At 69.9% G+C, this 18,220-nt stretch carries 15 protein-coding genes; 9 read left to right on the top strand and 6 right to left on the bottom strand.

The genetic code is table 11. The features are described from left to right. Window positions 1–98 precede the first annotated feature (98 nt). A complete protein-coding gene (locus ACFWGJ_RS12360) occupies window positions 99–2,162 on the bottom strand; it encodes a beta-galactosidase (RefSeq protein ID WP_387322971.1) in 2,064 nt (687 codons plus the stop codon). A 184-nt stretch (window positions 2,163–2,346) separates the two neighbouring features. On the opposite strand from ACFWGJ_RS12360, the gene ACFWGJ_RS12355 reads away from it, so the two are divergent. Genes ACFWGJ_RS12355 through ACFWGJ_RS12340 form a run of 4 tightly spaced genes read left to right on the top strand, consistent with a single transcriptional unit; the run spans window position 2,347 to window position 6,522 of the window. Further along, window positions 2,347–3,666 carry an extracellular solute-binding protein gene (locus ACFWGJ_RS12355; RefSeq protein ID WP_387322969.1) on the top strand — a complete coding sequence of 440 codons (1,320 nt, stop codon included), beginning with the start codon at window positions 2,347–2,349 and terminating at the stop codon, window positions 3,664–3,666. Beyond that, window positions 3,663–4,592 (top strand): carbohydrate ABC transporter permease, encoded by a 930-nt coding sequence (locus tag ACFWGJ_RS12350; RefSeq protein WP_387322968.1) that lies wholly within the window; start codon window positions 3,663–3,665, stop codon window positions 4,590–4,592. The genes ACFWGJ_RS12355 and ACFWGJ_RS12350 overlap by 4 nt, the downstream gene beginning before the upstream one ends. After that, entirely contained in the window at window positions 4,589–5,494 is a 906-nt protein-coding gene (locus ACFWGJ_RS12345; protein WP_366783579.1) for a carbohydrate ABC transporter permease, read from the top strand. The genes ACFWGJ_RS12350 and ACFWGJ_RS12345 overlap by 4 nt, the downstream gene beginning before the upstream one ends. Then, window positions 5,491–6,522: a LacI family DNA-binding transcriptional regulator gene (locus tag ACFWGJ_RS12340; protein WP_387322965.1), complete on the top strand. Its 1,032-nt coding sequence runs from the start codon at window positions 5,491–5,493 to the stop codon at window positions 6,520–6,522. Before ACFWGJ_RS12345 ends, ACFWGJ_RS12340 begins: the two co-directional genes overlap by 4 nt. A gap of 9 nt (window positions 6,523–6,531) precedes the next feature. Here the strand turns inward: ACFWGJ_RS12340 and ACFWGJ_RS12335 are convergent, their stop codons facing one another. Continuing rightward, window positions 6,532–6,924, bottom strand: a complete 393-nt coding sequence (locus tag ACFWGJ_RS12335; RefSeq protein ID WP_387322963.1) for an SseB family protein — start codon at window positions 6,922–6,924, stop codon at window positions 6,532–6,534. A gap of 368 nt (window positions 6,925–7,292) precedes the next feature. Between ACFWGJ_RS12335 and ACFWGJ_RS12330 the strand changes: the two genes are divergently transcribed. The 4 genes from ACFWGJ_RS12330 (at window position 7,293) to ACFWGJ_RS12315 (ending at window position 9,995) form a co-directional block, all read left to right on the top strand. Continuing rightward, window positions 7,293–7,877, top strand: coding sequence for a TMEM165/GDT1 family protein (locus ACFWGJ_RS12330; RefSeq protein ID WP_384798856.1), 585 nt, complete (start codon window positions 7,293–7,295; stop codon window positions 7,875–7,877). Between the two features lie 192 nt (window positions 7,878–8,069). Then, a complete protein-coding gene (locus ACFWGJ_RS12325; RefSeq protein ID WP_387322979.1) occupies window positions 8,070–8,420 on the top strand; it encodes a VOC family protein in 351 nt (116 codons plus the stop codon). Between the two features lie 78 nt (window positions 8,421–8,498). Next, window positions 8,499–8,921: a MarR family winged helix-turn-helix transcriptional regulator gene (locus tag ACFWGJ_RS12320; RefSeq protein WP_387322961.1), complete on the top strand. Its 423-nt coding sequence runs from the start codon at window positions 8,499–8,501 to the stop codon at window positions 8,919–8,921. Window positions 8,922–9,008: 87 nt separating this feature from the next. After that, a complete protein-coding gene (locus ACFWGJ_RS12315) occupies window positions 9,009–9,995 on the top strand; it encodes an AraC family transcriptional regulator (protein WP_387322959.1) in 987 nt (328 codons plus the stop codon). A gap of 269 nt (window positions 9,996–10,264) precedes the next feature. Here ACFWGJ_RS12315 and ACFWGJ_RS12310 read toward each other — a convergent pair whose 3' ends face one another. The 3 genes from ACFWGJ_RS12310 to ACFWGJ_RS12300 all read right to left on the bottom strand — a co-directional run bounded on the left by ACFWGJ_RS12310 (window position 10,265) and on the right by ACFWGJ_RS12300 (window position 15,135). Beyond that, window positions 10,265–10,669, bottom strand: coding sequence for an SseB family protein (locus ACFWGJ_RS12310; RefSeq protein ID WP_210890655.1), 405 nt, complete (start codon window positions 10,667–10,669; stop codon window positions 10,265–10,267). Window positions 10,670–10,789: 120 nt separating this feature from the next. Beyond that, a complete protein-coding gene (locus ACFWGJ_RS12305; RefSeq protein ID WP_387322957.1) occupies window positions 10,790–12,031 on the bottom strand; it encodes an acyl-CoA dehydrogenase family protein in 1,242 nt (413 codons plus the stop codon). Between the two features lie 128 nt (window positions 12,032–12,159). After that, window positions 12,160–15,135, bottom strand: a complete 2,976-nt coding sequence (locus ACFWGJ_RS12300) for a carbohydrate binding domain-containing protein (RefSeq protein WP_387322955.1) — start codon at window positions 15,133–15,135, stop codon at window positions 12,160–12,162. A 206-nt stretch (window positions 15,136–15,341) separates the two neighbouring features. Between ACFWGJ_RS12300 and ACFWGJ_RS12295 the strand changes: the two genes are divergently transcribed. Beyond that, entirely contained in the window at window positions 15,342–16,607 is a 1,266-nt protein-coding gene (locus ACFWGJ_RS12295; protein ID WP_387322954.1) for an alpha-L-fucosidase, read from the top strand. Window positions 16,608–16,701: 94 nt separating this feature from the next. Here the strand turns inward: ACFWGJ_RS12295 and ACFWGJ_RS12290 are convergent, their stop codons facing one another. Beyond that, window positions 16,702–18,165 (bottom strand): purine-cytosine permease family protein, encoded by a 1,464-nt coding sequence (locus ACFWGJ_RS12290; RefSeq protein WP_387322952.1) that lies wholly within the window; start codon window positions 18,163–18,165, stop codon window positions 16,702–16,704. Between the last annotated feature and the right edge of the window lie 55 nt (window positions 18,166–18,220).

Here is an 18,220-nt window from a genome sequence, read left to right as displayed (position 1 = left end):
GCCCCTCCGGCGTTTGAGGAGCGGGGGTGCGGGGGCGGAGCCCCCGAGGCAGGTACGGGAACGGGTAAGGGCGGCGGGGGCGAAAACTGCAGGTCGGATCAGTCGTCGAGCCGCACGACCCGCACCGCCCCCGCCGGCACCGCGAGCCGCCCCGCAGCCCGCTCCCCGGTCAGCAACTCCGTCCCGTGCGCATCGAGCGGCACCTTGACCTCCACACCGGTGTGGTTGATCGCGAAGAGGAACTCCCCCGACTCCCCCACCCGCCGCACGACCTCGACATCACGCGGCAGATCCCCACGCGGAGCGATCCGCGCATCATCCGCGGCCCACCCGATCAACGCGTCGAGCCCGGCGGCGCCGAGCCGCGTGGACACGTACCACGCGGACCCCGCGCCGAGCCGGTGCCGGGTGACCGCGGGATGCCCGGCGGCGAGCCCGTCGGCGTACGTCCACACGGTCTCGGCGCCGCGCGGCACGACGAACTCGCTCCACACGTCAGCGGCGAGTTCGGAGCCGTCGGGGCCGGTGAGGCGCACCCGGTCGCCCGCGAGGAGCGGCGAGAACTCCTCGACGGTCAGGCCGAGTACGTCCCGCAGGGGGCCGGGGTAGGCGCCGTCGTGCACGGCGTCGTGCTCGTCGACGATGCCGGAGAAGTACGAGACGACGAGCGTGCCGCCGTTCTCGACGTACTCCTTGAGATTGAGCCCGGCGGCCTCGGTCATCAGGTAGAGCGCCGGGACGACGACCAGCGGGTAGGCCGACAGGTCGGCCTCCGGGTGGGCGAAGTCGACAGTGAGGTGCCGGTCGTAGAGGGCTTCGTAGAAGGAGTCGGCGCGCTCGCGCGGGTCGTGGTCCTCGCTCGGCCGCCAGGCGAGGTTCTGCGCCCACCAGGAGTGCCAGTCCCACAGGACGGCGGCGTCGGCCACCGTACGGGTGCCGCGCACGGTGCTCAACGAGTCGACGGCAGCACCGAGTTCGACGACCTCGCGCCACACGCGCGAGTCGGTGCCCGCGTGCGGCAGCATCGACGAGTGGAACTTCTCCGCACCCCGTCGTGACTGCCGCCACTGGAAGAACATCGCGCCCTCGGAGCCCCGGGCCACATGGGCGAGCGAGTTGCGGGCCATCTGGCCGGGCGCCTTCGCGGGATTGCGGGTCTGCCAGTTGACGCCCGAGGTGGAGTGTTCGAGCAGCAGCCAGGGGGCGCCGCCCGCCACGGAACGGGTCAGGTCGGCGGCCATCGCGAGGTTCACGTGCGTACGGCGGCCGTCGGTGATCAGGTAGTGGTCGTTGCTGACGAGGTCGACCTCGCGGCCCCAGGCCCAGTAGTCGACGGAGTCGCACTGGCTGAGGGCGGTCATGAAGTTCGTGGTGACCGGGATGCCGGGCGCGAGGCGGTGCAGGATGTCCCGCTCGGCCACGAAGTTCTCGCGCATGGTGGCGTCGGCGAACCGCTTGTAGTCGAGCGCCTGGCCCGGGTTGCCTACGGTCGGGGTCAGCCGGGGCGGGTTGATCTGGTCGAGGTCCGCGTACCGCTGGCCCCAGAAGGCCGTGCCCCAGGCCTCGTTGACGGCGTCGATCGCGTTCACGGTGCCGCCGGAGCCGTACGCCTCGGTGAGCCAGCGGCGGAAGTGGGCCGCGCAGCTCTCGCAGTAGCAGGCCGAGACCGGGACCCCGTACTCGTTGTGGACGTGCCACAGGGCGAGCGCGGGGTGTGCGGCGTACCGCTCCGCGAGCCGCTCGGTGATGTTCGCCGCGGCGGCGCGGTAGTGCAAGTTGCTGTGGCAGATGGCGCCGCGCGAGCCGAACGCGTACCGGGTCCCGTCGACGGCCACCGGCAGCGCCTCGGGGTGCTCCCGGTAGAACCAGGCGGGCGGCGCGACGGTCGGCGTACCGAGGTCGACGCGTATGCCGTTCTCGTGCAGGAGGTCCAGCACCCGGTCGAGCCAGCCGAAGTGGTAGGTGCCCGGCGAGGGTTCGAGAAGCGCCCAGGAGAAGATCCCGACGCTGACCATCGTGACGCCGGCCTCGCGCATCAGCCGGACGTCCTCGGGCCAGACGGACTCCGGCCACTGCTCGGGGTTGTAGTCCCCACCGAAGGCGAGCCGCGCAAGGCCCTTGGGGGTGGTCTCCGGCTTGGACTCCGGCGTGGACTCCGGCATGGATTGTCTCCCGGTCATTCGATCATTTGGGAACGTGCACACACTGTTCCAGCGGCGCGAGGCCAACATAACCGCACAGCATCAACCATTGACAAGTGTCCGGGATGTTTCTCTACTGTGAACGCTCACAGAAGCATGGCAGGCCTCCGCAGCAGGCGGAGGCCACGGTCAGGGAGATACATCCATGCCACACACGAAGCTGCGCCGCCTCGTGACCATCTCGGTCGCCGTCACCCTCGGCGCCACCTCGCTCGCCGCCTGCGGGTCCTCCGACGACGACAGCGAGGCCGACTCCGGGCCCGTCTCGCTGACGTACTGGTCCTGGACCCCGGGCATGGACAAGGTCGCCGCGCTGTGGAACGCGGGCCAGGGCAAGAAGGACCAGATCAAGGTCACGGTCAAGAAGCAGGCGTCCGGCGACACACTGGTCACCAAGATCCTCACCGCGCACAAGGCCAAGAAGGCCCCGGACCTGGTCCAGGCCGAGTACCAGGCGCTGCCGACACTGGTCAGCAACGACGCGCTCGCCGACATAGCCGGTGACGTGGACGGGGTGAAGGACAAGTTCGCCGAGGGCGTCTGGCAGCAGACGACGCTGGGCTCGGACGCGGTGTACGCGATCCCGCAGGACTCCGGGCCGATGATGTTCTACTACCGCCAGGACCTGTTCAAGAAGTACGGCCTCGACGTCCCGAAGACGTGGGAGGAGTTCGCCGAGACCGCCCGCGCGCTGAAGAAGAAGGCGCCGCAGACGGACCTGACCACGTTCTCCGCCAACGACTCCGGGCTGTTCGCCGGTCTCGCGCAGCAGGCCGGTGCCAAGTGGTGGACCACCGAGGGCGACAAGTGGAAGGTCGGCATCGACGACGCCGCCTCGCAGAAGGTCGCCGACTTCTGGGGCGGTCTCGTCGAGGAGGGCGCGATCGACAACCAGCCGATGTACACGCCCGCCTGGAACAAGGCGCTGAACACCGGCAAGCAGATCGCCTGGGTGAGCGCCGTCTGGGCGCCGGGCACCCTCACCACCGCCGCGCCCGACACCAAGGGCAAGTGGGCGATGGCCCCGCTGCCCCAGTGGTCCGCCGCCGAGAACGTCACGGGCAGCTGGGGCGGTTCGTCCACGGCCGTCACCACGGACTCCGCGCACAAGTCGGCCGCCGCGAAGTTCGCCACCTGGCTGAACACGGATCCCGAGGCGCTGACCGCGCTCGCGAAGGAGGGCGGCATCTATCCGGCCGCCACGACCGCGCAGACCAGTGACGCCTTCACCGAGCCGCCGGCCTACTTCTCGAACCAGCCGGACTTCTACACCCAGGCCTCCGCCATCGCGAAGACCACCGCGCCCTCCGCATGGGGCCCGAACGTGAACGTCGCGTACACCACGTTCAAGGACGCCTTCGGCTCGGCCGCCAAGAACAAGTCGGACTTCGGCGCGGCCCTGACGAAGATGCAGGACGACACCGTCGCGGACCTGGAGAAGCAGGGCTTCGAGGTCGCGGAGTGACCACCGCACGCCGGAACCGGAAGGCATACGGGGTCAAAGGGGCTCCCTATGCCTTCCTCCTCCCCGCGACGATCCTGTTCGCCCTGTTCTTCGCACTGCCCATCGGGTACGCGGTCTGGCTCAGTCTGCACAAGGTGCAGGTCAAGGGCCTGGGCCTCGGCTCGGGGGCCCGGAAGGAAGTCTGGGCGGGCCTGGAGAACTACACCGACTCCCTGACCGACTCCGAACTGCTCGCCGGAGCGCTGCGCGTGCTCGGGTACGGCGCCATCGTCGTCCCGGTCATGCTGGGGCTCGCGCTGCTCTTCGCGCTGATGCTCGACGCCGACCGGGTCCGCCTCGCGCCGGTCACCCGGCTCGCGATCTTCCTGCCGTACGCCATTCCCGGTGTCGTCGCCGCGATGCTCTGGGGCTTCCTCTATCTGCCGGACGTCAGCCCCTTCTACTTCGTCCTCGACCGGCTGGGCCTGCCGCAGCCGGATCTGCTGGACGGCGGGCCGCTGTACGTCGCGCTGTCCAACATCGCGGTATGGGGCGGCACCGGCTTCAACATGATCGTCATCTACACCGCGCTGCAGGCCATCCCCGCCGAGGTGTACGAGGCGGCCGAGCTGGACGGCGCCACCCCACTGCAGACCGCGCTCAGGATCAAGATCCCGATGGTGGTGCCCTCACTGGTGCTCACCTTCTTCTTCTCGATCATCGCGACGCTCCAGGTGTTCAGCGAGCCGACCACGCTCAAGCCCCTCACCAACTCCGTCTCCACGACCTGGAGTCCGCTGATGAAGGTGTACCAGGACGCCTTCGGCAAGGGTGACATCCACTCCGCCGCGGCGACCGCGGTGATCATCGCGTTCGTCACGCTGGTCCTGTCCTTCGGCTTCCTGCGGGCCGCGAACTCCCGTAACAAGCAGGAGGCAGCACAGTGAGTTCTCTTGCCGTCCGCAAGGCGGCCCCCGCCGCCGGCACGACGCCCGGTACCGCCCAGGGGCCGCCGCTGCGCCGCCGCATCGCCTTCGTCCCGACGGTGACCCTGCTGATCGGCGCGCTCTACTGCCTGCTGCCGGTGGCCTGGGTGGTGATCGCCGCGACCAAGTCGGGCAGCGAACTGTTCTCCACGTTCACGTTCCTGCCGGGCACGGGCTTCACCCAGAACGTCTCGGACCTCAACGCCTATCGCGACGGCGTGTACTGGAAGTGGATGGGCAACTCCGCCCTCTACGCGGGCCTCGGCGCCCTCCTGTCGACGGCCGTGTCGGCGTTCAGCGGCTACGCCCTCGCGATCTACCGCTTCCGCGGGCGCGAGACCGTCTTCAACATCCTGCTGGCCGGCGTACTGATGCCGCCCGTGATCCTCGCGATCCCGCAGTACCTCCTCATGGCCAAGGCCGACCTCACGGATTCCTACGCGTCCGTGCTGCTGCCGCTGATCCTGTCCCCGTACGGCGTGTACCTCGCGCGGATCTACTCCGCCGCGGCCGTGCCCGCCGACGTCGTCGAGGCGGGGCGGATGGACGGCGCGAGCGAACTGCGGATCTTCACCCGGATCGCGCTGCCGATGATGGTGCCCGGTCTGGTGACGGTCTTCCTGTTCCAGTTCGTGGCGGTGTGGAACAACTTCCTGCTGCCGTACATCATGCTCAGCGACGACGAGAAGTTCCCGATCACCCTCGGTCTGTTCACCCTTCTCGAACAGGGCTCCAACACTCCAGCCCTCTACACGCTGGTCATCACCGGCGCGCTGCTCGCGGTGATCCCGCTCGTCGCGCTCTTCCTGGTCATCCAGCGGTTCTGGAGTCTGGATCTGCTGTCGGGAGCCGTAAAGTCGTGACCATGAGCCAATCGGGGGGCCGGCGCCGACCGCCGACGATTCACGATGTCGCGCGCGAGGCGGGAGTGTCCCGGGGGACGGTGTCGCGCGTCCTGAACGGCGGGCACTATGTCAGCCCCGCCGCCCAGGAAGCGGTCAACGCCGCCATCCGCAGGACGGGTTACGTCGTGAACCGGCACGCCCGCTCGCTGATCACCGGACGCTCGGACTCGATCGGCTTCCTGCTCACCGAACCGCAGGAGAGGTTCTTCGAGGACCCCAACTTCAACGTCCTGCTGCGCGGTTGCACGCAGGCACTGGCGGCGCACGACATCCCGCTGCTGCTGATGCTGGCGGGCACCGAGGACGAACGGCGCCGTATCACCCGGTACATCACGGCGGGCCATGTCGACGGAGTGCTGCTGGTCTCCAGCCACTCCGGCGACCCGGTCGCCGAGCAGCTGCGCGACGCCGGTGTGCCGCTCGTCATGTGCGGCAAGCCCATCGGCGTCGGCTCCAAGATCAGTTACGTGGCCGCGGACGACCGGGACGGCGCCCGGGACATGGTGCGCCATCTGGTGTCGCTCGGCCGGCGCCGGGTGGGCATGGTGACCGGACCGCTGGACACCCCCGGGGGTGTCGAGCGCCTGGCGGGCTACCGCGAGGTGCTCACCGAGTCGGGCATCGAGCTCGACGAACGCCTCGTGACGTCCGGCGACTACAGCCGGGCCAGCGGCGAGGCGGGCGCCGAGCTGCTCCTGGAGCGGGCACCGGACATCGACGCGGTGTTCGTGGCCTCCGACCTGATGGCGCAGGGCGTGCTGACCGCACTGCACCGGGCGGGCCGGAGCGTCCCCGGCGACGTCGCGGTCGGCGGCTTCGACGACTCCTCCGCGGCCGTCGCGGCGAGCCCCGAACTCACCACGATCCGCCAGCCCTACGACCGGATCAGCTCCGAGATGGTCCGGGTGCTGCTCGCCCAGATCGGCGGAGAGGATCCGGCGGCGGTGATCCTGCCGACGGAGCTGGTGAAACGCCGGTCCACCTGAGGCGGAGGCTCATCGGTCGTCGGCGGACAGCAGGGTGCGTACGCCCTCGGCGGTGAGCATCACGCTGTCCGGTGACCCGGCGTCGATGACCAGGGAGGGGTTCCTCGCGGGCCAGTACGCCGGGAGCGCGCCGAGCGGGACGAGACAGTAGTGGCGGACGCCCGGCAGGCAGTGGACCATGCGTGCTTCCGAGGTGAAGACCAGTACGGTCCGCTCCGTGACCGGCAGGACCAGCTGTATCGGATCCCCGCCGTCGTCGTCCGGGCCGTAGGACGGGATCAGTACGTCGCTGGTCGCCAGCGTCGCCCGTGCCCGCCGGTCCCCTCCGTCGTGGGCCAGGATGCTCAGGGCCCGGAGGATCACCACGGCGGTGTCTTCGCCGGTCGCGTCGGTCATGGTCATGGTGCCGCGTTCCGTCCTCCCCGCACGGTCCCCGGAGACCTGATTGCCCGGGGATGATCCATCCGTACGGAATGCACCTCTTCTACCCACTCATCCCGTCCCCATGCGCGGCCCCTACAGATGCCCTGTAGACTGAGTGACTGCGAAGGGGAGTAGTCCTGCGAACCGGTCGTCGACACACTGGAGCCCTCGGGTTCCCGGTGGCCGGGCCCTGTGACACACGGGTGGACGAGACCTTCGGCCAGGCATTGCCGTGCCCGCGATCCCGCGGCGCACCCGACATGCCGGGCCGATCGGTTCTCCCGTCGCCCCGACCGAGGGCGCTTCGCGAAGATCCGGGGGCCCGGTCCCTACAGAAAGCCACCGGAATGCATCTCGACCCTCTGGCGATCCTCACCGCCTTCGGGCTGATCTTCCTCGCCGAGCTGCCGGACAAGACGATGTTCGCGTCGCTGGCCATGGGCACACGCATGCGGCCCCTCTACGTGTGGTTCGGCACGTCCACCGCGTTCATCGTCCATGTCGCCATCGCGGTGGGCGCAGGCAGCCTCATCGGCCTGCTGCCCGACTGGACCGTCAAGTCGGTGTCGGCCGCGCTCTTCGCGTTCGGCGCCTTCATGCTGCTGCGCGGGGGCGACGACGAGGACGAGGAGGACGCCGGCGGCCGTACCGTCACCGGCTTCTGGCCCGTCTACACGACCGCCTTCATGGCCGTCTTCATCAGCGAGTGGGGCGATCTGACGCAGATCACGACCGCCAACCTCGCCGCCACGAACGGGGTCGCGTCCGTGGCCGTCGGTTCGGCGGCGGCCCTGATGTCGGTCTCGGCGCTGGCGCTGCTGGCCGGGCGCTTCATCGCCAAACGCGTACCGCTGAAGACCGTGCAGCGCGTCGGCGGGATCTGCATGCTCGGCCTCGCCGTCTGGTCGGTGGTGGAGATCTTCGCGGGCTGACGGGCCTCTGCGGCTCCCCCGCCCGCGAACGGTCAGGATCGGAGAAGCGGTCCGGTACCACCCGGTCGTAGCGTGATGGCACCGGCGAGAGACCGCCGGGAGACCGGCGGACGAACGACCGCCGGCGCCATCACGATGCGCGATCCCGACGCGCGATCGGGACTCGCGATCACGACCACGGAGGAGCCCGTCATGGCCGAAGGCCTCAAGACCATCAACTACCCCGTCAAGGACCTCGCCCGGGCCAAGGCCCTGTTCGGCGCGCTCCTCGGAGTGGAGCCGTACGTGGACGAGGCGTACTACGTGGGTTTCCGGGCGCCGGGGCGGCCCGAGGTCGGGCTCGACCCGCACGGGCACGCCAAGGGGCTGACCGGGCCGGTCCCCTACTGGTACGTGGACGACATCAAGGCGGGCCTCGCCTCTCTCGTCGGCGCCGGTGCAGAGGTGGTCCAGGACGTCCAGGACGTCGGCGGCGGCATGCTGATCGCCTCCGTGAAGGACGCCGACGGCAACGCGATCGGCCTGGTCCAGGAGGCGTCCTGATCCCGGACCCGGGCAACTGTATGCAACTGCACTAGTTGCACGCTCAATAAGTGGCCTCTTCTCTGTTACCGTGCGGACATGGCAGCAGAGAAGGCCGCGTCCCGGCTGGAGGACCAGTGGCGGGACATCCTGTCGGTGCACGCGCGCACCATGTGCGAGATCGACCGCGAACTCCATCCGCACGGACTGGGCGCCAGTGACTTCGAGGTGCTCGACATCCTCGTGTCGAGCACCTCGGCGCCCGGCCCGCAGGTGGGCACGGACCCGGCCCCCGCCGAGCAGTGCCGTGTGCAGAACATCGCCGACCGGATCCATCTGAGCCAGAGCGCCCTGTCCCGGCTGATCGGACGCCTGGAGAAGGAGGGCCTGGTGGAGCGGAGCATCTGCCAGGAGGACCGGCGCGGTGTCTGGGTGGCCCTCACCCGGAAGGGCCGCGACCTGCACGCCCGGGTCCGCCCCCTGCAGCGCGCCGCCCTGGCCCGCATGCTGGCCGACGCCTGAAGATCCTTCCGCCGGGCGCGGCGCATCCCGTACCGTCGCATATGTCGCCGTGCCGAGGACGGCGCGGGCTGTGTCGGGGGGATCACAGTGGTCGAGGACGAAGAGCGGCACGCCGGGGTCAGCAGCTACGAGACGCGCCGCGTGGACGAGTCGCTCGTCGTCATCGCGGAGCACTACTACGACCTTCGCCTCGAAGTACCGGGCAGGGCCGAGGACTTCCTCACCCGGCTCAGCGTCGTCGAACTCGGCGCGCTGACCGTCGGCGACATCAGTTTCGGCACCGAGGTGACGATCGACTTCGCTCAACCGCGGGTCTACCACGTGACCGTGCCGCTCACCGGCCGCTTCCGCTGCAGACAGGGGTACGGGGCGGCCGCGTACACCGTTCCCGAGCGCGCGGTGTTCCTCCAGCCGGAACGCGGTGTCCGGGTGGACGACTGGTCGGCCGACTGCCGCGCCCTCACCGTGAAGATCGACATGGCTGCCCTGCAGGAGCGGCTGGAGGCCCTGCTCGGCGGGCCCGTACGGCGTCCGCCGTCCTTCGAGACGTACATCGACGTCGAGCATGGGGCCGGGCGCAGCTGGGCCGATCTCGCGCTGTGGTGCCTGCTGGAGAAGAACACCTCGGACGGACTGCTGGCCCGTCCGCTGATCCGGTCCCGGATCGAACAGACCCTGCTGGAGGGGCTGTTGCTCGCGTGCGGCCACTCCTACCGCGGCGCGCTGGAGGCACCCGTGCGAGCGGCGCGGCCCGCGACGGTCCGTCGGGTCATGGAGGCGATCGAGGAGCGGCCGGACGAGCACTACGACGCGGCGCGGCTGGCCTCGCTGTCCCAGATCGGGGTGCGCGCCCTCCAGGAGGCCTTTCGCAAACATGTGGGGATGTCCCCCACCGCCTATGTCACCGAGGTCCGGCTGCGGCGGGCGCACGAGCAGCTGCTCGCGGCCGATCCCACGACGATCACGGTCACGGAGGTGGCGTACCGGTGGGGGTTCGCGCATCTCGGGCGCTTCGCGCAGCGCTACCGGACCCGGTTCGGGACCTCGCCCGCGCAGACGCTGCGCTCGGGCTGAGGGGCGCCACCGCGCATAGCGGACAACGGCCGCGCTTTGCGGAGCGATTCCGGCGCGGGTGTCGGCCTACCGTTGATCACGGCGCCCGTGCGTCAGGGATGAACGGTGTCGGCGCCGTTCATCCCTCACGGCTTCCACGGTTTCGGACCAGGGGCGCGGGAGCGGGAGCACACCTGCGCCCCAGGGCGCAGGAGCACGCCCGCGCCCCAGGGCCCGGCCGCTCCCCTCCGCATGTGGCCGGGCCCGATCCCCCGTCCGCACCGCCCTGCTCAGGCGCGGGGCGCCAGCAGGGTGCGTACACCCTGCGAGTCGAGGGTCAGGCCGTGCGGCGTGCTGGCGTCTATGCTCAGCGAGAGGTCGCTGGAGGGCCACTGCGCGGCGAGCGTGCCCAGGGGCACGAGGCGGTAGCGCGACACGGACGGCAGCAGCTCGGCCATCGTCACCTCCGAGGTGAACACCGGGACCAGCGGGTCGGAGCCCGGCTGTTCGAGAACGGGCAGGGCCACCACCGTGGGGTCGGCCGCCGTCTCGTCCTGCGCGTCGTCGGGCACCGGGACCAGCACGTCACTACCGGCCAGTGTGTCCAGCGCCGCGCCGTCCCCGGCGTTCTCGGCCAGGACGCTCAGCGCGCGCTGGGCCTCCACCGTGGCGCTGTCGTTCGAGGAAATCTCCATGGCACATCCAGACGTAGTGGCGAAAACAGGCCGCCCGTGTCGTCTCCGACTCGGGCGCGGCTGGTCGCGTACCCGTCCTGCGGGGTGCCATGCCCACTCCACACACCCGTCACGCAACGGTCACGGGATGAGCGGAATGTCGTGGGAGGGCAGTCCCAGCCGGTCACAGCCGACCCGCCGGGCCAGTGGCTCGGCCATGCTCGCCCCGATGTGCGACCAGTAGGTGGCGGCGTCCCGGAAGTAGCGCTGCATCCGTTCGCCGTCGCGCGCGTAGCGGGAGCCGGCCGTGCGGAAGAGGATGTTCTGCAGGGCGTCCCAGGCCGTGCGGCCCGCGTTGAGGAAGACGAACGCGAGCCGGTTGTCGTCGGCGACGGTGAAGGGCGCCTCGCCGGAGACGTTGCGGCGGCAGGCCTCCATGTAGTCCTCGGCGTTGCGCTGGAGGGCGGCCTGCGCGGTGTGGATCATGCCGAGCGCCTCGCCGAGATGACGCTGGTAGTCGTGCAGTTCCGCGCGGGTACGGTCCGGTTCCAGGGTCAGCGGCCGGTCGGCGAGGATCCGGGCGTACTCGTCGGCGGCGGCGTATCCGATGCCGGTCATGATGGCCGCCAGCTCCCCGTGGTAGACGCTGGGCGCGCGTCCCGCGTACAGGGCGTTGCCGTGCAGTTTCGAGCCGGGGGTGCCGCCCTCCACGGGCAGGTCGAGCAGGCTCACCTCCCGGGTGAGGTGTCCGGGGATACGGGCCCGGTCCATGCGGACGCTGTTGGAGCCGCTGCCGCGCAGGCCGAGGACGCCGTGCCAGTCGTCGACGAGGGTCCACACCGGGCGCGGGGCGACGAACAGCACCAGCGGTCCGGGCGGGTCGCCCGGCTTCTCGGGGGCGCGCAGGGTCTGGCCGAGGTAGTGGGTGGAGTACGGGGAGCCGGAGGAGTAGGGCCAGGTGCCGTCCAGGAGGATCCCGCCGTCGCCGTCCGGTTCGGCGACTCCGACGGGTGCGACGGTGGACGCGGCGCGGAACTCGCCGTCCGTGCCGAAGACCTCGTCCTGCGCCCGCTCGTCGAACTGCGCGGCGAACTGCAGGACATGGGCGGCGGTCAGGGACAGGGCCCAGCCGGTGGAGGGGCAGCCGCGGGTGATCTCGGTGACCACGCGGAAGAAGGTCGGCAGCCCGAACTCGTAGCCGCCGTAGCGGCGCGGCTGCAGGGTGCGGTAGAAGCCGGCCCGCAGGAAGTCCTCGTGCGTCTCCTGCGGGTAGCGCGTCAACTCCTCCGTCTTCGCCTGCCGTTCGAGCAGAACGGGCCGCAGGGCGGTGGCCCGGTCGATGAGTTCGCGTGCGGTGAGTGCGGGTTCGGGAGGGGCGATCACGGTGCCTCCTGACGGGTGGGGCGGTCCGTATGTGACGCGGTACCCGTGATTGAACACGCGACCGGTGCCGGCTGTACCCACCGGATACCGCCAAGTGGACCGCCCCGCCGACTCGCCCTTGCGTGCGCCTACTTCAGGTACGGGCCGTCGGCGCCGATCTTCCCGGGGCCGTTCAGCACGTACACGCGCAGGTTGCCCTTGCCGGGGGCGCCGACGCTCAGTGTGCCGTTGGAGACGGTCCTCACGTCCCCGGTGACGGCGTCCTTGTAGGTGCCGTTCGGGATGCCCGTGTAGGTGGCGGCGCCCGTGACCGTGACCAGGGCGAAGCTGTCCGTCGAGCCGCTGGTGTACCGGCGCTTGAAGGCCATCGAGCCGCTGATGCCCTCGGTGGAGTACTGGCCCGTCTGCAGGGCGGGGACGGCCCGGCGGATCTGGTTGAGCCGCTGGACGTGCTTGACCAGGGGCTGCGCGAGGGTGTTCGCGACCTCGCCGCTCGCGGAGCCGACCGTGCCGAAGCCGGAGGCCGTGACACTGCCGGCCAGATGGTCGCCGTAGTACGCGCGGCCGGTCGTCGCCAGCGGGCAGCTCGGACCGCAGTCGATCTTCTTGCCCTTCTGGAACTCGATCTCCGAGCCGTAGTACAGGGTCGGGATGCCGCGGAAGGTCCACATCAGGGCCATGTTCTCGGCCCACGCGTCGGTGCCTCCGGTGTAGCGCTCACTGCTCTTGTTGGGCCCGTAGTCGTGGCTGTCGACGTAGACGACGTTGTACGTGGCGTCGTTGACGCTGTCGTCGGAATCCTTGCCGTTGCCGTAGGCGTTCTGCGCGTCACCGAAGTTCATGTGCATGCGCATGTCGATGATGTTCATGCCGGAGAACCGGCTGTGGTCCGGCGTGTGGTAGCTGTTCCCGTTCAGGAAGGCGTTGGTGGAGGTCGGCTGGTTCCCGGTGCCCTGGTCGTTCTCGTAGGTGAACTGTTCCAGGGCCGCCGCCTCGTCGTCGGCGCTGTACTCCTTGCGCTCCTTCCAGGTGTAGAACTGCGCGGAGTGGTTGACCGAGCCGCGGTTCCACTTGTCGTTGACGAAGGCCGCGACCTCGCCGAAGACGAAGAAGTTCTTGGCGGCCTCGGCGCCGAACTTCTGGGTGACCCGCTCCTGGATGGCGGGCAGGAAACGGCGGTTCCAGGTGACCCGGGGTATGTGCACGGCCGTGTCCACGCGGAAGCCGTCGACACCCATGTCGATGTACTTGTCGTACGCGCCGATCAGATAGTTCTGGACGGTGGTGTTCTCGGTGTTGAAGTCGGCCAGGTCCTCGTGCAGCCAGCAGGACCGCGCGTCCTCGCCCTCCCAGTTGCCGATCCAGCACTGGTGGTACAGCGTCTTGGGGAACATGCCCGACGTGGGGCTCGGCCACTGGCAGTTGTAGAGCGTGTAGCCCTCGGCGCTCTTGCCGCCGGTGGGCTTGCCCCAGTTGAGGCAGGTGTTGCCGGACGGCTCGGCGGTCGACCACAGGTCGCCGTTGTAGAACGCCTTGCCGGACTTGGGTTCGACGGTGAGCCCGTCGTACTCGAAACCCTCGTTCCTCTCGTCGTAGTACCAGCTCCACTGGGAGTCGCGGACGCCGTACACGGTGGGGGTGAACAGGCCTTTGGCGCCCCAGCGGGAGCTGTGGTTGTAGACGACGTCCTGGTAGATCTTCATGCCCTTGGCGTGCGCCGCGTTGATCAGGTCCTGGTAGGAGGCGCCGGCCGACTCCAGGCGCGGGTCCACCTGGTAGAAGTCGTAGCCGTGATAGCCGTGGTAGTCGTAGTCCGAGCGGTTGAGGACCACCGGGGTGACCCAGAGCGCCGAGAAGCCGAGCGCCTTGACGTAGTCGAGTTTGTCGACCAGTCCCTTGAAGTCGCCCCGGAACATGGGGTCGTTGTTGGCCGCGTTGCCCGACTTGGTGTGCTGGCTGCCGCCGCGGTTGTTGGAGCTGTCGCCGTCGTTGAAGCGGGCGGTGAGGACGAAGTAGATGGGGTCCTTGCGGGGGTCGGTGCCCAGCGGGGTGCCGGAGGCGGGGTCGGGGGCCTTGTCCCCGGTCGTCGCGGTGGCCGCGGCGGAGGCGGGTGAGGTGTTCCCGGCGGCGTCGACCGCCTTCACGGTGTAGGTGTAGGGCGTCCGCTCCTCAAGTCCCGTGTCGGAGAACACCGTCGATCCGATGTCCGTGACGACCGTGCCCTTGGTGCCGCCGGTGCGGGTCACCTGGTACTTGGTCACTCCGGTGTTGTCGGTCGCCGCGTCCCAGCTCAGCACGACGGAGGTGTTCGTGGCGTTCGCGGTCACCTTCGTGGGCGCGGTCGGCGCCTCGGTGTCCGGCTCCGCGGCGGCGCACGGATCCTTCGCGTTCGCGGTGACCGTACGGTCCTTGACGGTCGAGGTGCCGGAGGTGAGCGCGTAGTCGGCGCTGTTGTTGTTGTCCCAGACGCCGTTGCCGTTGTTGAAGGCGGCCTTCAGCGAGGTCGCCGTGCCGAGGTCGAGGGTCTTCTTCCACCAGCCGGTGCAGGCGGCCTCCATGCCGACGCCGGGTGAGGCCGTCCAGGTGCCGCCGGTCGGCGCGTAGTGGATGTTGGCCGTCGTCCAGCCGGTGGTGGCCGTCGAGTAGTAGACCGTGGCCTTGTTCCCCTCGGCCGGTTCGGTGCCGGCGCACGGGTCGCTGTGGGCGATCACCCCGTCCTTGACGGTGATGTTCCCGGTGCCGAGCGCGTAGTCGGCGCCGCCGTTGTTGTCCCAGGTGCCGCCGCCGTTGTTGAAGGTGGCCGCGAGCCCGGCCGCCGAGCCGAGGTCGACGGTCTTCTTCACCCAGTCCGTGCAGGCCGCCTCCATCCGCGTGCCCGGCACGGTGGTCCACGCGCCGCCGTCCGGCGCGTAGTGCAGATACGTGGACGACCAGTTCTTGGTCTTCGTGTAGTAGAAGACGGTCGCCGTGTTCGCGTCGGCGGCGGTCGTCTCCATCGCGTCGGGGCCCGTCTCCGGTGGCCCCGCGAGCGCGCCGAGCAGTCCGGTCGCCACCAGCGCCGCGAGGAGCGGGCGCCGCGACCGGCAGAGGGGTGTACGTCTCATGAGCGTCTCCAATGCGGGCCGTGGGGCGCCGAGTTGCTCTGCAAGGAGAACCGGCAAGTTCCAGAAATTCCTTGCAGCGCGGAAGCTACAGGTACATGACAGCCACGTAAAGGGATCGCGCGGTACGTGGGCCGCGAGGTGAAAACGGACCAGTAGTGGTGACCGGCGCCCACGCGCCGACGACGGCGCGCGCCTAGCGTGGACGCATGCCGATGCAACCCTGGTTTCCCGCTGCCAAGCTGGGCATCTTCATCCACTACGGCGTCTACGCCGTCGGTGGCGCCGCCGAGTCCTGGTCCTTCTACACGGGCGAGATGACGCACGAGCAGTACATGAAACAGCTCGACGGCTTCAGCGCCTCGCACTACGATCCCGACGCCTGGGCCGAGCTGTTCGCCCGCGTCGGCGCCCGGTACGCGGTCCTGACCACCCGGCACCACGACGGCGTCGCCCTCTGGGACACCGGCCACCGCAATCTCGACGTGGTCCGGGACACACCGGCGGGCCGCGACCTCGTCACCGGCTTCGTCGAGGCACTGCGCGCCCGTGATCTCAAGGTCGGCCTTTATTACTCGCACTCCGACTGGAACCACCCGGACTACGCGAGCGAGCGGCACCCGGGCCCGTACGTCGTGCCGCTCAACGAGTACTCGCAGGCCGAGCCCGGCCAGGAGGACCCGGCGGCCTGGACGCGCTATCTCGCGTACCGCGACGGACAGGTCCGCGAACTCGTCGAACGCTTCCGGCCCGACATCCTCTGGTTCGACGGCGAGTGGGAGCGTACGGAGGAACAGTGGCGGATGGACGACCTCGCCGAACTCATCCTCACGGGCAACCCCGACACCATCCTCAACGGCCGGATGCTCCACCACGGCGACTACGCCACCCCCGAACAGGGCGCCCCGCTCCAGGCCCCGGACGGCCCGTGGGAGCTGTGCCTCACCATCAACGACTCATGGAGCCACCGGCCGCAGGACCGCGCCTTCAAGTCGGTGCGCCAGCTGGTGCGGTACTTCACCGAGACCATCGGGATGGGCGGCAATCTGCTGCTGGCCGCGGCACCGCGCGAGGACGGCACGATCCCCGAGGAGCAGATCGCCCGCATGGAGGGCCTCGGCGCGTGGATCGGACGGCACTCGGACGCCGTGTACGGCACAATCGCCGGACTGCCCGCCGGGCACCACTACGGCCCCAGCACCCTGTCCGCCGACCGGCGCACGCTCTACCTGGTGTGCTTCGACGCGCCGCGCGACTCCGTGTCCGTACGGGGGCTGCGGAACCGCGTCCGGCGCGTCACCGTCCTCGGCACGGGCACGGAACTGGGCCATCACGTCACGGGCGGGCTCGACACCGTACCGGGGGTGACGTGGATCGACGCGCCCGCGGCGGCCGATCTGGACGAGGAGGCGACCGTGCTGGCCGTGGAGCTGGAGGGGGAACTGGATCTGTACACGGGAACGGGCCGGCTCTGACGTGTAAAACGGGGCGTGGCCCAGGGGCCGTCCGGCTCGGCGAAGACGCGCCGCATGTCGATGACGGCGAGGCGGGCGGGGGCCCCGTCGCCGCTCATGCGTTCAGCGGCTTTCCGTCCACCGGTCCGCTCGGGCCCTGTGCCTCCTGCGTACGCACCCTTCCGCGGCCGAGTGCGAGGGTGCCGAGGAAGCCGAGGGCCAGGGCGGCGAGGACGCCCAGGTTCGCGTAGGCCCAGGTGCCGTCCTTGCCGCCGAGGCCGAGGGGCCCGAGCAGATAGCCCTGCCACTCCAGCCAGTCAGCGGCCGAGTTGGTGACCAGGCCCCAGCCGAGCGCGGTGGCGGCGAGGGTGAGCAGCAGCGGGAGCGGTTCGACGTCTCCGTAGCGGCCCTTCACCCGGAACAGGTCGGCCTCGTCGTAGTCGCGGCGGCGCAGCGCCAGGTCGGCCAGCATCACCCCGCACCAGGCCGCGACCGGTACGCCGAGCGTGGTGAGGACGCCGATGAACTGGCCCAGGAAGTCGTCCGCGACGAAGACGATGTACACGGATCCCGCGATCATCAGGACGCCGTCCAGCAGGGCCGCCAGACAGCGCGGTACGCGCAGGCCCGCGGCGAGCAGGGCCAGGCCCGAGGAGTAGATGTCGAGGACCGCCCCGCCGACCAGGCCGAGGACGGCCACCACGGCGAAGGGAATCAGGAACCAGGTGGGCAGGATCGTGGTGAGCGCGCCGATCGGGTCGCCCGCGACGGCCGTGCTGAGGGTCGTCGACGAGCCGGCGAGCAGCAGGCCGAAGACCAGCAGGAGCAGCGGTGCCACCGAGGCGCCGAAGGTCGTCCACCCGGCCACGCCCCGGCCGGAGGAGTCGCGAGGCAGGTAGCGCGAGTAGTCGGCGGCGGCGTTCACCCAGCCGAGGCCGAAGCCCGTCATCATGAAGACGAGCGCGCCGATGAACTCCTGGGCGGAGCCCGCCGGGACGGCGCTGACGGCCGACCAGTGGATGCGGTCGGCGACGAGCCCGATGTAGACGACGGTCAGGATCCCGGTGACGACGGTGATGACCGTCTGCAGCCGCATGATCAGGTCGAAGCCCATCACACCGCCGGCCACGACGAGCGCGCCGACGACGATCAGGGCGACCACCTCGGTCCCGGTGCCGCCGCCCCAGCCGAGCCGGCCTAGCACGGTCGAGGTGGCCAGGGTGGCCAGCGCCGTGAGGACGGTCTCCCAGCCGACGGTGAGCATCCAGGACACGACGGCGGGGAGGCGGTTGCCGCGCACCCCGTAGGCGGCCCGGCTGAGCACCATCGTCGGCGCCGAACCGCGCTTGCCGGCGACCGCGACGAGTCCGCAGAGCAGGAAGGAGAAGACGATCCCGATCACTCCGGCGGCCAGGGCCTGCCAGAAGGAGATCCCGAACCCGAGCACGAAGGATCCGTAGCTAAGTCCCAAAATAGACACATTTGCCCCGAACCAGGGCCAGAACAGCGTGCGGGGCGTGCCTTTGCGCTCGCCGTCCCCGATCACATCGAGCCCGTGCGCCTCGACCTGCAACGCCATCACCGACCTGCCCGTCAGGAGTCCGGATACAGCAAACCCCACGCCCCCGGAAGGG

It is taken from the genome of Streptomyces sp. NPDC060205, assembly GCF_042728395.1.
GTDB lineage: Bacteria > Actinomycetota > Actinomycetes > Streptomycetales > Streptomycetaceae > Streptomyces.
Note: the sequence above shows the minus strand (reverse complement) of the source record. Positions and strands in the feature narration are given on the sequence as shown.